At 35.6% G+C, this 15,606-nt stretch carries 12 protein-coding genes; all 12 read left to right on the forward strand.

What is annotated here, in order from left to right:
- The first annotated feature begins 8 nt into the window (after positions 1–8).
- A complete protein-coding gene (gene metH / locus ACJJVT_RS00405) occupies positions 9–2,717 on the forward strand; it encodes a methionine synthase (protein ID WP_405395539.1) in 2,709 nt (902 codons plus the stop codon).
- Positions 2,718–2,894: 177 nt separating this feature from the next.
- Positions 2,895–3,848 carry a methylenetetrahydrofolate reductase [NAD(P)H] gene (metF, locus tag ACJJVT_RS00410; protein ID WP_405395541.1) on the forward strand — a complete coding sequence of 318 codons (954 nt, stop codon included), beginning with the start codon at positions 2,895–2,897 and terminating at the stop codon, positions 3,846–3,848.
- Between the two features lie 228 nt (positions 3,849–4,076).
- Complete coding sequence (locus ACJJVT_RS00415; protein WP_405395543.1) at positions 4,077–5,174, forward strand: acyloxyacyl hydrolase; 1,098 nt, start codon at positions 4,077–4,079, stop codon at positions 5,172–5,174.
- A 4-nt stretch (positions 5,175–5,178) separates the two neighbouring features.
- Positions 5,179–5,994 carry a head GIN domain-containing protein gene (locus ACJJVT_RS00420; protein WP_405395544.1) on the forward strand — a complete coding sequence of 272 codons (816 nt, stop codon included), beginning with the start codon at positions 5,179–5,181 and terminating at the stop codon, positions 5,992–5,994.
- Positions 5,991–7,139 carry a serine hydrolase domain-containing protein gene (locus ACJJVT_RS00425; protein ID WP_405395546.1) on the forward strand — a complete coding sequence of 383 codons (1,149 nt, stop codon included), beginning with the start codon at positions 5,991–5,993 and terminating at the stop codon, positions 7,137–7,139. Before ACJJVT_RS00420 ends, ACJJVT_RS00425 begins: the two co-directional genes overlap by 4 nt.
- Positions 7,140–7,211: 72 nt before the next feature.
- Entirely contained in the window at positions 7,212–8,531 is a 1,320-nt protein-coding gene (locus ACJJVT_RS00430) for a hypothetical protein (RefSeq protein ID WP_405395547.1), read from the forward strand.
- Positions 8,532–8,609: 78 nt separating this feature from the next.
- The gene (locus ACJJVT_RS00435) at positions 8,610–9,062 is read left to right on the forward strand and encodes a hypothetical protein (RefSeq protein WP_405395548.1); all 453 of its coding nucleotides are present in this window, start codon (positions 8,610–8,612) and stop codon (positions 9,060–9,062) included.
- Between the two features lie 318 nt (positions 9,063–9,380).
- A complete protein-coding gene (locus ACJJVT_RS00440) occupies positions 9,381–10,208 on the forward strand; it encodes a prephenate dehydratase (protein ID WP_405395550.1) in 828 nt (275 codons plus the stop codon).
- On the forward strand, positions 10,205–11,353 hold the full coding sequence (locus ACJJVT_RS00445; RefSeq protein WP_405395551.1) for a pyridoxal phosphate-dependent aminotransferase: 1,149 nt from the start codon (positions 10,205–10,207) through the stop codon (positions 11,351–11,353). Before ACJJVT_RS00440 ends, ACJJVT_RS00445 begins: the two co-directional genes overlap by 4 nt.
- Before the next feature lie 34 nt (positions 11,354–11,387).
- Positions 11,388–12,254 (forward strand): prephenate dehydrogenase, encoded by an 867-nt coding sequence (locus tag ACJJVT_RS00450; protein WP_303600293.1) that lies wholly within the window; start codon positions 11,388–11,390, stop codon positions 12,252–12,254.
- Positions 12,255–12,260: 6 nt separating this feature from the next.
- Entirely contained in the window at positions 12,261–13,343 is a 1,083-nt protein-coding gene (locus ACJJVT_RS00455; protein WP_299325298.1) for a bifunctional 3-deoxy-7-phosphoheptulonate synthase/chorismate mutase type II, read from the forward strand.
- Positions 13,344–13,497: 154 nt separating this feature from the next.
- Entirely contained in the window at positions 13,498–15,588 is a 2,091-nt protein-coding gene (locus tag ACJJVT_RS00460; RefSeq protein ID WP_405395554.1) for a DUF5723 family protein, read from the forward strand.
- Positions 15,589–15,606: the final 18 nt, after the last annotated feature.

The raw sequence follows: 15,606 nt of genomic DNA on the forward strand, positions 1-15,606 counted from the left end.
TAAGAATTATGAGTACGAACAACGAAAGACGCTACTTAAAATTAAGCGGATTAGAACCCCTGATAGTCACTCCCGAAACTAACTTTATCAACGTTGGTGAACGGACAAACGTTGCTGGTTCAAAAAAGTTTCTACGTCTTGTAAAAGAAGAGAAGTTTGAAGAGGCATTAGCTGTTGCTAGAGAGCAGGTAGAGAATGGAGCCCAAGTTATTGATATTAATATGGATGATGGTTTGATCGATGGTAAGGAAGCCATGGTCAAATTTTTGAATCTTGTTATTGCCGAGCCAGATATTTCTCGTGTTCCCATTATGATTGATAGCTCTAAATGGGAAATTATTGAGGCGGGTTTACAAGTAGTTCAGGGTAAGTGTGTGGTAAACTCTATCAGTTTAAAAGAAGGAGAAGAACAGTTTTTACACCATGCCAAATTGATAAAGCGATATGGTGCGGCGGTTATTGTCATGGCGTTCGATGAGGTAGGTCAAGCAGATAATTATGACCGACGTATTGAGATAGCCAAGCGTTCGTATGATGTTTTAGTGAACAAAGTAAATTTTGCGCCAGAAGATATTATTTTCGATTTAAATATTTTCCCTGTTGCTACAGGTATGGATGAGCATAAACTGAATGCCATCGATTTTATTGAAGCAACAAGATGGGTGCGTGAAAACTTGCCACATGCCAGTGTTAGTGGTGGGGTAAGTAATGTTTCTTTCTCTTTTAGGGGTAACAACCCGGTTCGTGAGGCAATGCACTCGGTATTTTTATATCATGCTATAAAAGCAGGTATGAACATGGGTATCGTAAATCCTAGTATGCTTGAGGTTTATGATGATATTCCTAAAGATTTATTAGAACGTGTTGAAGATGTTATTCTGAATAGAAGAGACGATGCAACAGAGCGTTTGCTTGATTTTGCAGAATCTGTAGTTGGGAAAACAAAGGAAAGTAAGGTAGACTTATCATGGAGAGAAGAACCATTACAAAATAGAATAACACGAGCCTTGGTAAAAGGTATAGATCAATATATAATTGAAGATATAGAAGAAGCTAGGCTTGCCGCAAGTAAGCCAATTGAGGTTATTGAAGGTAATTTAATGACCGGTATGAATGTAGTGGGTGATTTATTCGGTAGCGGAAAAATGTTCTTGCCACAGGTGGTAAAATCTGCCCGTGTAATGAAAAAAGCGGTAGCCTATTTATTACCATATATTGAAGAAGAGAAATTGCTTAATCCACAGGAAGGTGATGATAAGGGTGCAGGTAAAATTTTAATGGCAACCGTAAAGGGCGACGTTCATGATATTGGTAAAAATATTGTAAGTGTAGTGCTTGCGTGTAATAATTATGAGATTGTTGATTTAGGGGTTATGGTACCGCCTGAAAAAATAATTGCAGCTGCTATTGAGCATAATGTAGATATAATAGGACTTAGCGGATTGATTACGCCATCTCTAGATGAAATGGTTCATTTAGCAAAAGAAATGGAGCGTAAGAAATTTAAATTTCCACTGTTAATTGGTGGTGCTACAACAAGTAAAGCGCATACAGCTGTAAAGATAGATACTCAGTACAGTGAAGCGGTAGTTCATGTAAACGATGCCTCTAGGGCGGTAACCGTTGTGGGAGATTTACTTAAAGAAGAAACATCACAAGGTTACAAAAAGAGTATTAAAGATGATTATGATGTATTTAGGGAGAAGTTCTTAAATCGTTCATCAAGCAAAACATATAAGCCTATTTCTGCGGCACGTAGAAACAAGTTTAAAATAGATTGGAAAACGTCTGAGATAGTTAAACCGAATACCTTAGGTATTCAAGTAATTGATGATTTAGATTTAAATCTTTTGCTGCCTTTTATAGATTGGACTCCATTTTTTAGAAGTTGGGAATTACATGGTAAATACCCCGCAATATTAACTGATGATGTTGTAGGTGTTCAAGCAACTGAGTTATTTGCAGATGCTCAAGAAATGCTAAATACCATTATTTCTGAGAAGAAATTAAAGGCAAAAGGTATTTTTGGACTCTTTCCTGCAAACTCCGTCAACGATGACGATATTGATGTCACCTTGAACGCAGTCCAAGGGCGAGATAAAGAGCAGTATACTTTTAGAACCTTACGCCAACAATTAGAGCGTAGAGAAGGTGTAGCAGATTATGCTCTGGCAGATTTTATAGCACCGAAAGAATCAGGGAAACAAGATTATATGGGTTGCTTCTGTGTGTCTACAGGTTTTGGTACTGCAGAATTAGCGGCGAAATATGAAGCGGATTTAGACGATTATAATTCCATTATGGTAAAAGCTCTTGCAGATAGGTTGGCAGAAGCTTTTGCAGAATATTTACATAAGGAAGTCCGGCTGAAACACTGGGGCTATGCTTCAAATGAGGAGTTGAGCAATGAAGATTTAATTAAGGAATCTTACAAGGGAATTCGTCCTGCACCAGGGTACCCTGCTTGTCCTGATCATTTAGAGAAATTGACCATTTGGGATGTTTTAAAAGTGAAAGAGACTATTGGTGTTGAACTGACGGATAGTTTGGCTATGTGGCCAGCAGCATCTGTAAGTGGGTATTATTTTGGAAATCCGCAGGCACGTTATTTCGGATTAGGAAAAATAAAAGATGATCAAGTTAAAAATTTTGCCGAACGAAAAGGCATGCCATTAGAGGATGCCGAAAGATGGTTGGCACCGAATATAGTTGACTAGTGCGTTAGGGATTGAAGCGGCATCTTTTTCTATTTAAACTGATGTTCACCAAGATGAATGAATGAAATATAAATAGAAAAAATAGAGCTGAAAGCCCGCTCGAACGCCAAAATAATTAAATTATAACTAATAATGCCTCATTGAGGTCTGCTCACAAAAAGAGTAATAGTATAGCATATGAAAGTAACAGACCATATCATTAATGCAAACGGAAAGACACTTTTTTCATTTGAAATAGTGCCTCCGGTAAAGGGTAAAAATATTCAAGAATTGTATAATAATATTGACCCATTAATGGAATTTAAACCTCCGTTTATTGATGTGACCACATCTCGTGAAGAAACTATTTATATTAAAAAAGAGGGTCTTTTAGATAAGAAGACTACACGTATGAGACCAGGTACGGTGGGTATTTGTGCCTCTATACAGCATAAATATGACGTTGATACGGTACCTCACGTAATTTGTGGTGGTTTTACAAAAGAAGAGACCGAGTACATGTTGGTAGATTGTCATTATTTAGGTATACAAAATGTAATGGCTTTACGTGGTGATGCCCGTAGCGAGCAAAAATATTTTGAACCTACCGATGGCGGACACCCTTTTGCGATTGACTTGGTAAAACAAATTCAAGAATTAAATTGTGGTAAGTATCTGCATGAAACCATAGAAAGCGAACACTGTAGCGATTTTTGTATAGGTGTAGCGGGCTACCCAGAAAAGCACTTAGAATCACCTTCATTACAATCAGATTTGAAACGATTGAAAGAGAAAGTAGATGCAGGTGCCGATTATGTGGTAACACAAATGTTCTTCGATAATAAAAAATATTTTGAGTTTGTAGAAGCTGCAAAAAGTATGGGAATTACCGTACCAATTATTCCGGGTATAAAACCAATTGCAGTTAAAAGACATATGCAATTATTACCACAGGTATTTAGAATTGATATGCCGCAAGATTTAATAGAAGCGGTAGATGGTTGTGCAACAAATAAAGATGTGCGAAAAGTAGGTATAGAATGGGCAATTCAGCAATCTAGAGAGCTGAAAGCTGCTGGTGTGCCTGTATTGCATTACTATTCTATGGGTAAATCCGATAATATTAAGGCGATAGCAGAAGCGTTGTTCTAGTGTTGGATAACTAAATAGTCAGTTTGAGTGTATTTATATCGTAGAGTAACGGAGATGTAAAAATGTATCGAAAACCTTTAGAACATGACAGCTTCTCGATAAAAAATTATTCGTACCTCATAAATTCACTCGAAGTGATATAGTAATTTTTGTAAACACATAATTTGTAAGAAAGAACTTTGTACTTTGTACATGGTACTTCGTACTTAGTACTTATTTTTGCCCCCAATGAATTTTAAGTTTCTATCCATTTTACTGATTTCAGTAAGTTGTTGTTTCGCACAAGAATCTGGTGAGCAAAAAAAGTATACCCTTGATGCTAGTCAGTTTTACGGGTCTATAATTTTACATAATCCAGATATTTCACATTTAATCACATCTCACCCTGCGGGCGTAATTTTGAGTTACAATAGAAAAACCTATGGCTTAAATGCATGGGAAGAGTTATATAATTATCCTGATTTTGGGTATTCTTTCATTTATCAGAATTCTAATAATAACACCCTGGGTGATAATTACGGACTCTACGCGCATTATAATTTTTATCTTTTTAAGCGTAATGTGCAGCTTCGCGTTGGGCAAGGGGTCTCTTATGCTACTAACCCGTATGATAAAGTAACTAATTTTAGAAATAACGCATACGGATCAGACGTATTAAGTTCTACGTATTTAATGTTCAATTATCATAAAGAGAATATTATAAAAGGCTTAGGGTTTAAGGCGGGTGTTTCTGTAATACATTATTCAAATGCCAACTTTAGGGCTCCAAATACCTCGACCAATACCTTGGCTTTCAATGCCGGTGTGGTATACGATTTAGATGGAGGTAAAGAAATAGAATATATACATCGCGAAAAAGAAAAAGTAACAGAGCTTTTGCGTTACAATTTTGCTTTAAGAACAGGTATAAATGAAAGTGATGTTATTGATTCTGGTCAGTACGGGTTTGTTGTACTCTCTGCCTATGCCGATAAAAGGGTAGGAAGAAAAAGTGCGTTGCAATTTGGGGTAGATGCTTATTTCTCTAATTTTTTAAAGGAGTTGATTCGCTATCAAAGTATAGCTTTTCCAGAAAATGGTGTTGATGCAGATGACGATTATAAAAGAGTAGGTGTATTTGCTGGGCATGAGTTGTTCATAAATCGAACGTCGGTAATTTCTCAGTTCGGTTATTATGTTTATTATCCGTTTGATTTTGAAGGGCGTACATACTTACGTGTAGGGCTAAAACGCTATTTTGGAGAAAAGATATATGGGGCAGTTACCTTAAAATCTCACGGAGCAAAGGCAGAAGCAGTAGAATTCGGGATAGGAATAAGATTGTAGAAATATGATGTTAGAAAATAGAAAACAGAAAATAAGCTTTAAGGGAACAGTTATTGGTCAAGGTCTTTTGACCTTATCTTCTATATTCGTTTTATTATTCTCATTGAGCTCTTGTGATTCTGAAAATGCTTCGGATTGTTTTCAAAGTGCTGGTGAGATTACGAGACAAGAAGTTTCGGTTGCCGAGTTCTCTTCAATAACAGTTTTTGAGAATGTAGCTCTAGTTATTAAACAAGGAGATACACAAAAAGTAGAAATTGAAACCGGTGAAAATTTGCGTAATGAAGTAGCTGCAGTTGTGGAAGATGGGCGATTGCTGCTTACAGATACAAATGACTGTAATTATGTACGTGATTATGGTACCACGGTAGTTTATGTGACCACTCCAAATTTAACCAGTATTCGTAGTAGTACCGGTTTTCCTATTCAAAGTGACGGAGTTCTGGCTTTTGAAAGTTTAAGCTTGCTATCAGAAAGTTTTACAGATCCAGAAGCAGAAACTACAGATGGGGAATTTAATTTAGAATTAGAGGTTTCTAGTTTAAGTATGACAAGCAACGGAATATCATATTTTAAGTTAAAGGGCAGAGCAGAAAGCTTCAATATTAGCATTGCAGCAGGTTATTCTAGGGTAGAGGCAGAAGAATTGATAACCCAGCGGGTAAATTTTAACCATAGGGGTTCAAATGATATTTTAGTAAATCCGCAAGAAAGTTTAACCGGAGTTTTAAGAGGTACGGGAGACTTGCAGAGTTATAACCGACCGGCAACAGTGGATGTTGAAGAATTGTATAACGGACGCTTGATCTTTGTGGAATGAACCCTATACTCAAATATCTAAAAAAAGTATTTGCTGCTAAACGTATTTTGGTGGATGATACAGAATTAACAGGATTGGTAAAAGCAGATTACCTACTTCAGCAATTTATAAAACAAGATAAAGTACCCGGAATTGCAATTACCGTATTAAAAGACGGGAAAACCATCTTTCAAAAAGGATATGGTTATGCTAATGTTGAGCGTAAACAGTTTGTACATCCTAAAAAATCTATTTTTAGAATAGCCAGTGTCTCAAAGCCTATTGCAGCAACAGCGTTAGCACATATGGTACAAGATGGGATGATTGATTTAGAGGAGTCTTTCTATACTTATCTTCCAGATTACCCTAAGAAAGAATGGGATTTCACTATTAGACAATTAGCGAGCCATACCGCAGGTATACGAGTTTATAAAGGCAAGGAATATGGATTAAATAAACCTTTGTCCATCAAAGAAGGATTAGAGGTATTCAAGAATGATCCTTTAGTTTATGAACCAGGTACCGAATATTTGTACAATAGTTTTGACTTGACAATGATTTCTGCTGCAATGCAAGAAGCAAGCGGAATTCCGTTTGAAGAATATGTGCAAGAGAAGGTGCTGAATCCGCTAGGGATGAATTCTACTTTTTGTCCCGAATGTCATTATGAGTCAGACTCACAGAGCAGTAGTAAAAATCCTGATGCTCTTGAGGTAAATGATATTTCTACATCCAAAGAACAAAACAACGTTGCTACATTTTACACAAAGAGTATGTCAGGATTTAGAAAGGCAATTCCTGTAGATAATTTTTACAAATTAGCAGGTGGAGGTTATTTGTCTACCTCTGAAGATATCGCAAAATTTGGACAAGCATTTTTAGATAATAAAGTTAAAATCGAAGAAGCAATTTTAAATCAATTTTTAACTGCTCAGCAAGTTGATGGTAATTCTACGTACTACGGTTTAGGTTGGCAAGTAAGCGAAGATGCAAAAGGGAGAAAGTTCTTTGGGCACGTTGGCAATGGAGTAGGAGGGTATGCTAATTTCTTTGTCTACCCTAAAGAGCAACTTGTTTTTTCAATAATGATTAATTGTACCGACCCAAAAATACAAGAAGAGCTAGATGCAATAATTGATTGTTTTTTTAAGGATGGTAACGCTTAATGGTCTAAACATTTTTTAAGTTTTAAAGAAAGGGTATATTAGTCTCGACAACCATTGAGATTATAATAAACAATGAGCTTACCACCAGAAACAACTCCCGTTTTAGATAATAAAAAGAATATAAAATGGCTTCAACGACTTAAAGAAGAAAGTTGGGAAGCAGAATTGCTAGTTTCTGCAATTGCTATTTTTGGTACATTTCAACTTTTCGGGTTGATTGAATGGGTCACCAATAAATACATAGATTTATTACCTATTGAGCAATATTTTTACGGATATATGATTGTTTTTTTAGGCTTGCTGGCTATTAGTATTCTGGTATCGATGTTTGTCATCCACTTTATTTTGCGAGCTTATTGGATTGGTTTGGTAGGCTTGAACTCGGTCTTTCCTGATTATAGTGTTGAAGATAGTGTATACTCTAAAATTTATACAGAAAAGATTTTATCGATACTGCCAAAGCAAGAAAATACTATTCATAAGGTAGATGAATTATGTAGTGTAATTTTTTCTTCGGCATTTACTATACTATTGATTTACTCCTACATGTCTTTGTTTTTAAGTATTTATATGCTGATTTATAATTTGTTATTAGATTATGTCCCGAGTTACATACTGTTAATACCTTTATTTATAATTTCAGGTCTTCTTGTGTTACAAATGATTTTTAGTGTCATTGGAAATTTAAAAAAGTATAAGGCGAATGTATGGGTGCAAACTTGGATGTTTAAATTGGTTAAGTTAACATCAATGGTCACCTATGGTCCTCTATACCGTAATTTACTTCAAGTAACTATGGTGTTTGGGTCCAACTTCAAAAAGAAAAAGTCGTTAGTGTATCTAGTATTATTATTCTTTGCATCAGGTATGCTTTTGTCTTTGATAAAAATTCAAGACACAAATATTCCTCATTTGATTTTTCCAAAAGATCATGATGTTAATCTGATGTACTTAAGCTATTACGGTGACCAAAACCCTGATGAATCGTTTTTGCTGACTCCTCAAATACAATCAGATATTATTGAAGGTGAAACAGTCAAATTATTTATTCCCGTATTTCATCATGAGCGTAATTACCAAAAAGATACATGTGGTGAATTTATTGAAGATGAGAGTTTGAGTAATGAGAAGAACAGACTGAATAGTCGTAAATATTTTCTTGACTGCTATGAAAAATATCATAAGGTTGCGCTCAATGGCGCACCATTAGTTATTGATTTTCTTAAGAAAGATCATGCCGTATCTGAGCAATTTGGTATTGTCGGTTTTATAGATAAAGAATTGTTGCAAAAAGGAGAGAATACTCTAGTGGTAACAAAAACGCTAGGCGATGTAAAAGAGTTTACGTGGACTATTCCCTTTTATTATCAGCCCAATACACAATTAAAATAACTTTTAAACGCTATTAAGATTATCAAATTTAAAGTAATTGTTATGAGGGCAAAATGTTGTTTAATTATACTGTTGATAATGGCTGTAAATGTTTCAGCGCAAGAGATTACTACTTTTACGGGCATATGGGGTATGGAGTATTATCAAGACGATAAGGAAATTACCAAGAAGGAAGTAAAAGATCTATTTTCTAAAAATGATCACATTTATAGCGACTGGAAGAAAGCTGATGCAAAAAAGACTATTGCGACTATTGCTGTGGTCGGAGAAATTGTTGGAGTAGCTTGGGGGTCGGCAGAATTATTTAATAATGACCCTTTTGTAAGCGATCGAGATAAAGGTAGAAAGGCAATTGGTCCTTTGTTAGGTGGTATTGGCTCTGGTATAATTGCAATTATATTTTTAAATGGCTCTTATAAGGCAAGAAAAAAAGCTATACTTGCTTACAACAAGCAATTTGATAAAAAAACGGTTTTTAAACTAAAGCCGGTAGCTAATGAGAATGGACTAGGTATAGCACTTAGATGGTAAGAAGTTTAAAAATTTAACACAAAACCTTCGTTTTTTGAGATAGAAATTGAATTTTTTAAAAAAATAAAACGGAAAACATCCATTTTTAAATATAATTACTACATTAGCCAAAGTTTACAAGCACAATGACAAAACAATATTTCTGGAACGGTTTTTATTTTTACTTCTTTTTTAAGAGAGGTACGGGACTGTTGTAGTATATTTTAAATATAAAATAGAATCTAAGTTCCGATATATATCGGAACTTTTTTTTTGTTCAAAAATTGAAATCACCCTGAACGTAGTAGAAGGGTTTTGCGGTAAGTTGAAATGTGAATTATGAGTTTAAAAATAGCCATACAGGGAATTAAAGGAAGCAATCATCATCAGGTAGCAAAAGATTGTTTTGGTGATGATATCGAGTTGGTGGAATGCCTTTCTTTCGATGCCTTGGTAGACAAGTTATTATCTAATGAAGCGGATCAAGGTGTTATGGCTATAGAGAATAGCATTGCCGGTTCAATAATACCGAATTACGCATTGGTCAATCATAATAACTTGCACATAATAGGTGAGTATTATTTAAATATCCATCATAATTTAATGATGTTGAAGGGACAGAAGATTAAAGATATAACAGAGGTCAGTTCTCACCCTATGGCATTGTTGCAGTGTAAAGAATATTTTAAACAATATCCACATATAAAACTGGTAGAAGATGTTGATACAGCAGAGACGGCTAAACGTATTCAAGAGAAGAAATTAAAGCATGTAGCCGCTATTGCACCTCAAGTCGCGGCAGAATTATATGGGTTGGACATCGTAGCGAACGACATACAGACCATTAAAAATAATGCCACTCGTTTTATCATTGTAAAAACAAAAAATAATGAGTTGCCAGAAGCTGATATTACAAAGGCTTCATTACGGTTCATAACCGACCATAAACGGGGAAGTTTAGCTGCTGTGCTTAATGTCATGAGTGATTGTAGATTGAATTTGACAAAGATTCAGTCATTACCGGTAATAGAAACGCCGTGGAAATATGCCTTTTTTGTTGATGTTACTTTTACTGAATATAAAGACTTTGTGAAAGCAAAAAGTCTATTGGACATCATGGCAGAAGACTTTAAAGTTTTAGGTGAATATAAAAATGTAAGACAATGATACGTACCGCTGAAAGGTTAAATACCATACAGGAATACTACTTCTCAAAAAAGTTGAGAGAGGTGCGTGGCTTAATGGCGCAAGGTAAACCAATCATAAATATGGGTATTGGTAGTCCGGATCTGACTCCGTCTCAAGAAGTATTGAATGCAATACAGAACGCGGTATTAGAAAATGGTGCACATCAATATCAAAGTTACCAAGGGCTACCTCAGTTAAGAGGTGCAATTGCTAATTTTTATAAGAAGAGGTTTAATGTAGACGCCAATCCTGAGTCTGAGATTTTACCATTAATGGGCTCAAAAGAAGGTATAATGCATATTAGCCTTTCTTTTTTGAATGAAGGAGATGAGGTTTTAATTCCTAATCCCGGATACCCAACGTACACTTCTGTTACTAATTTGGTAGGCGCAGTGCCTACTTACTATGACTTGACTGAAGATAATGGCTGGTTTCCAGATTTAGAAGCATTGGCGAAGCAAGATTTGTCTAAGGTAAAGATCATGTGGTTGAGTTACCCGCATATGCCAACAGGTGCTTCGGCAACTAAAGAGCAGTTTGTGAAAATAGTAGACTTTGCGAAGCAGCATGATATTCTATTAGTAAACGACAATCCGTATAGTTTTGTCTTAAATGACGAACCTGCGAGTATATTGAGTATACCGAATGCAAAAGAGGTGTGTTTAGAATTGAATTCATTGAGCAAAACCTTTAATATGGCCGGTTGGCGTGTAGGTTTTGTATTAGGTAGCGAAGAGCATATCAATGCTATTTTAAAGGTGAAGAGTAATATGGACTCTGGTATGTTTTACGGAATTCAGAAAGGAGCCATAGCAGCATTAGAAAGTACCGATGAATGGTTCGAGAACTTGAATGCAGTATATAGTGAGCGTAGAGAGTTGATTTTTGAATTGGCAGACACGCTTGGATGTACTTTTGATAGAAATGCCGTTGGCTTGTTCGTATGGGCAAAATTACCAGAAGGCAGTGTGTCATCAGAAGAATTTATAGATAATGTATTGTATACAAAAGATTTGTTCATAACTCCAGGAACCATATTTGGTAGTAATGGCGAAGGTTATATTCGCTTTTCTCTTTGTATCACAAAAGACAAAATAAAAGAAGCAATTAAAAGATTTGATTAGTTAAAAGAAAAATAACTAAAGCGTAGCTTTAATAATGAATGTATTTGTAATAGGTATCGGTTTAATAGGAGGTTCTTTAGCGAAAGACATAAAGTCGGCAGTCGACAATGTTACCGTTTATGGCATAGAATCTAATGAAGCAAATTTAGCTGAGGCATTGTCTTTGGGTATAATCGATAAGACGGCTACCTATCAAGATTTACAATTAGCAGATATGGTCATTGTAAGTATACCTGTTGATGTTATGGTTACAGAGCTTCCGGTAATATTAGATGCTGTTCATGAAGACTGTGTAGTTTTTGATGTGGGGTCGACCAAATCTTTAATCTGTAAGGTTTTAGAGAATCATCCTAAGAGAAGAAACTTTTTGGCATGCCATCCCATTGCAGGAACAGAATTTTCTGGTCCGTCTGCAGCAATAAATAATTTATTCAAAGACAAAACGAATATTATTTGCGAGGTAGAATTAACAGCATTTAAGCTTCAAGAAAGAGCTTTGAAAGTTTTTCAGGCAGTTGGTATGCGAATCAGGTATATGAATCCTATTGCTCATGATAAGCACATTGCTTACGTTTCTCATTTATCGCACATAAGTTCATTTATGTTAGGTAAAACAGTGATTGAAAAAGAGAAGAACGAGCGCGATATTTTTGATATGGCGGGTAGTGGATTTGAAAGTACGGTACGTTTAGCAAAGAGTTCGCCAGCCATGTGGACTCCAATTTTTAAACAGAATAAAGAGAATGTAGTTGAGACATTAGAAGAGTACATTCAAAATCTTACGGCATTTAAAGAAATGTTGCAGAAAGATGATTACGAGGGCATTTATAATGAAATGAATAATACGAATAAGATTAAAGGAATATTAAAAAGAAATACCGTTAAACAAGAAATAGAATAAGTAAAAATGGAAAATTCAAAACAAATGAGAACATGGTTGGATGATTTACACCTAGACCATCCACTAGTAATAGCAGGGCCATGTAGTGCGGAAACAGAGGAACAAGTGTTAGGTATAGCACATTCTTTAAAAGATACCGATGTAAATTATTACAGAGCAGGTATTTGGAAACCTCGTACTCGCCCAGGAAATTTTGAAGGTGTAGGCGCTTTGGGTCTTAAATGGCTTCAAAAGGTAAAGGCTGAAACAGGTATGAAAACTGCGACAGAGGTTGCAAACCGTGCGCATGTTGAGTTAGCATTAGAGCATGATATTGATTTGTTATGGATCGGTGCAAGATCAACTGTTAGTCCGTTTATCATGCAAGAATTAGCAGATGCCTTAAAAGGTACTGATAAGATCGTATTGGTGAAGAATCCAGTGAATCCAGATTTAGCTTTATGGTTAGGTGGTATCGAAAGATTGCATACTGCAGGTATAAAGAAATTAGGCGCAATACACAGAGGGTTCTCAACGTATGAGAAAACAAAGTATAGAAATATACCAGAGTGGCAAATGGCGATTGATTTCAAAAACAAATTTCCAGATTTACCATTAATCAACGATCCATCGCATATTACTGGTAAGCGTGATATGATTTTTGATGTATCTCAAACAGCTTTAGATTTGAATTTTGACGGATTGATGATTGAAACTCACCATGATCCAGATAACGCATGGAGTGATGCTGCACAGCAGGTTACACCAGAGAAATTGATTCAAATCATGAGAGATCTTAAAATTAGAAAAGAGAGTGATCCAGAAGCTGAATACAATTCTGAATTAAGTAACCTAAGAGCTCAGATTGATGTTATTGACAATCAAATAATAGAGACATTAGGTAAAAGAATGAAAGTATCTGATGGTATTGGAGCACTTAAAAAGCAAAAAAACGTTGCGGTTCTTCAGTCTAATAGATGGAATCAAATTCTAGGTGCTATGATTTTAGAAGGGGAAAGCAAAGGACTAAGTGAAGAGTTTGTTCTTCGTATGTTCAAAGCTATTCACCAAGAGTCTATTAATCACCAAGAGAAGATAGTAAACGCTTAAGATTCGCTTAACATTATAAAAACAAAACATCCGTATTATGCGGATGTTTTTTTATGTCAAATTTTTAAACAGTAAGAAAAGTATTACGTTTTTACAATATCCTTAATTGTGTGTCGTTAGGCATGTGTAGAACCAATTTAACCAAACCTAGAGTATGAAGAAAGTAGTATTATTTGCCATTATGTTCGTTGCTTCACTATCAGTAAAAGCGCAATCTTATATTGGCTATTTAACCGATAATTATAGTGGGGTAAACGGGGTAATTTCTAACCCAGCGAATATTGCTGATTCCCGTTTTAAAACAGATATCAATTTAGTTGGTATAAGTGGTTTTCTTGCCAATGACTATGTTGGTGTAGGGTATTCAGATTTAATATCTAGTGATTTTGAGTATGATGATGACGCTATATTATCGCTTTCAGACAATAACAATTTTTCGGGCAATGTAGATGTATTAGGTCCGTCATTTATGTTCAACGTAGGTAGAACATCATCGATAGCGGTATTTACCAGAGCACGAAGTTTTGTTACCGGTAATGAATTTAATGGCGAAAGTATTGATGATCTAGATGATAGTATTGATGAAAGTCAAGATTTTATAGTAAATGAAGGAGATTTCTTTGCGGCTGGTCACGGCTGGGCAGAAGTAGGTATTACTTACGCTCAAGAATTAATGAATAAAGATGAGCACTTTTTAAAAGGTGGTCTTTCGTTAAAATATTTAAAAGGATTTGGTAATGCGTATGTTACCGGTAGAAATGTAACTATTGATTATGATGCAGATGGTGCAACATTGCCAAATAGCTCTACTATTGGAACATTAGAATCTACTGGCGACTTAATTTATGGTCGTGCAGATGATTATGATAATGACAACTATGACTATGAGGTGCCAGATGCAAACGGATTCGGGTTTGATTTAGGTTTCGTTTATGAGTGGAGACCAGACTATAAAGATTATGAGGTAACTGGTGCTGACGGTGAGAAAACAGTAATGAAAGATAAGAATAAGTACAAGCTTAAATTTGGCTTGTCACTGACAGATATTGGGTCGGTAAATTACAAAGGTAGTTTGGTAGATACGTACAATATTAATAATACCATTACCCAAGATGATTATGATAATATTGAAGATTCTGATGATTTGCAAAATCTATATACGTTTACTCAAGCTTCTGAAGATTTAAAAGCTGGTTTGCCAACTGCACTACATTTTAATGCAGATTGGAATATCAAGAATCATTTTTATTTAAACTTCAATACCGATTTATCTATGCGTTCTGCAGGCGAGAATAACCTTAGAACTGCAAATGTATTTTCTTTGACCCCTCGTTTTGAAAGCAAGTGGTTTAGCTTCTATTTACCGGTAAGTAGCTATCAGTATAGCGGTCTACAAGTAGGTGCAGGTTTACGAGCGGGTCCACTTTATATAGGTTCAGGTTCATTGATTTCTACATTTACAAAAAATGAAATTCAAGGTGCAGATGTATATGCAGGTTTAAAAGTGCCGGTATATTACGGTCAGCCTAAAGATTCTGATGGTGATGGAATACCAAATAAAGAAGATGGTTGTCCTAAAAAAGCAGGTCCAATAGAAAACAACGGTTGCCCTTGGGGAGATACTGATGGAGATACTGTTTTAGATAATGAAGATCAATGTCCAGATAAAGCAGGACCAGCAGAAAACAACGGATGTCCATGGATGGATACCGACGGAGATACTTTAATGGATAATGAAGATCAATGTCCAGACGAAGCCGGGCCGGTAGAAAACAGCGGTTGCCCTTGGGCAGATTCAGATGGCGATTCAGTTATAGATAAAGATGATGAATGCCCCAATGAAATGGGAACTGTGGCAAATAAGGGTTGTCCTGAGCCAGTAGTTACCGCTGAGGTTCAAAAGTCATTGAACGAGTATGCCAAAACAATTTTATTTACGACAGGTAAATCGACTCTAAAAGATGAATCTACACCTGTTTTAGTTGATATTATTAGTATTTTAAACGAATACCCAAATGCTAATTTCACCATAGAAGGTCATACTGATAGTGTAGGTTCTGAAGCTACGAATCAAAAATTATCAGAGAAAAGAGCGAAAGCTGTTTTACAATTTTTAATAGACGGAGGTATTTCTGCAGCTAGATTAACATCTGTAGGTTATGGAGAAAGCAAGCCTATTGCTACGAACATGTATAAAGACGGAAGACAGAAAAACAGACGCGTTGAGATTAACTTAGCGCAATAGTTTTACAAATATAAATTA

It is taken from the genome of Maribacter sp. Asnod2-G09, assembly GCF_045063795.1.
GTDB lineage: Bacteria > Bacteroidota > Bacteroidia > Flavobacteriales > Flavobacteriaceae > Maribacter.

Excerpts from the sequence above, each read along its gene's own strand:
- metH (WP_405395539.1), top strand. The coding sequence starts at position 9 with ATGAGTACGAACAACGAAAGACGCTACTTAAAATTAAGCGGATTAGAA.
- metF (WP_405395541.1), top strand. The coding sequence starts at position 2,895 with ATGAAAGTAACAGACCATATCATTAATGCAAACGGAAAGACACTTTTT.
- ACJJVT_RS00415 (WP_405395543.1), top strand. The coding sequence starts at position 4,077 with ATGAATTTTAAGTTTCTATCCATTTTACTGATTTCAGTAAGTTGTTGT.
- ACJJVT_RS00420 (WP_405395544.1), top strand. The coding sequence starts at position 5,179 with ATGATGTTAGAAAATAGAAAACAGAAAATAAGCTTTAAGGGAACAGTT.
- ACJJVT_RS00425 (WP_405395546.1), top strand. The coding sequence starts at position 5,991 with ATGAACCCTATACTCAAATATCTAAAAAAAGTATTTGCTGCTAAACGT.
- ACJJVT_RS00430 (WP_405395547.1), top strand. The coding sequence starts at position 7,212 with ATGAGCTTACCACCAGAAACAACTCCCGTTTTAGATAATAAAAAGAAT.
- ACJJVT_RS00435 (WP_405395548.1), top strand. The coding sequence starts at position 8,610 with ATGGCTGTAAATGTTTCAGCGCAAGAGATTACTACTTTTACGGGCATA.
- ACJJVT_RS00440 (WP_405395550.1), top strand. The coding sequence starts at position 9,381 with ATGAGTTTAAAAATAGCCATACAGGGAATTAAAGGAAGCAATCATCAT.
- ACJJVT_RS00445 (WP_405395551.1), top strand. The coding sequence starts at position 10,205 with ATGATACGTACCGCTGAAAGGTTAAATACCATACAGGAATACTACTTC.
- ACJJVT_RS00450 (WP_303600293.1), top strand. The coding sequence starts at position 11,388 with ATGAATGTATTTGTAATAGGTATCGGTTTAATAGGAGGTTCTTTAGCG.
- ACJJVT_RS00455 (WP_299325298.1), top strand. The coding sequence starts at position 12,261 with ATGGAAAATTCAAAACAAATGAGAACATGGTTGGATGATTTACACCTA.
- ACJJVT_RS00460 (WP_405395554.1), top strand. The coding sequence starts at position 13,498 with ATGAAGAAAGTAGTATTATTTGCCATTATGTTCGTTGCTTCACTATCA.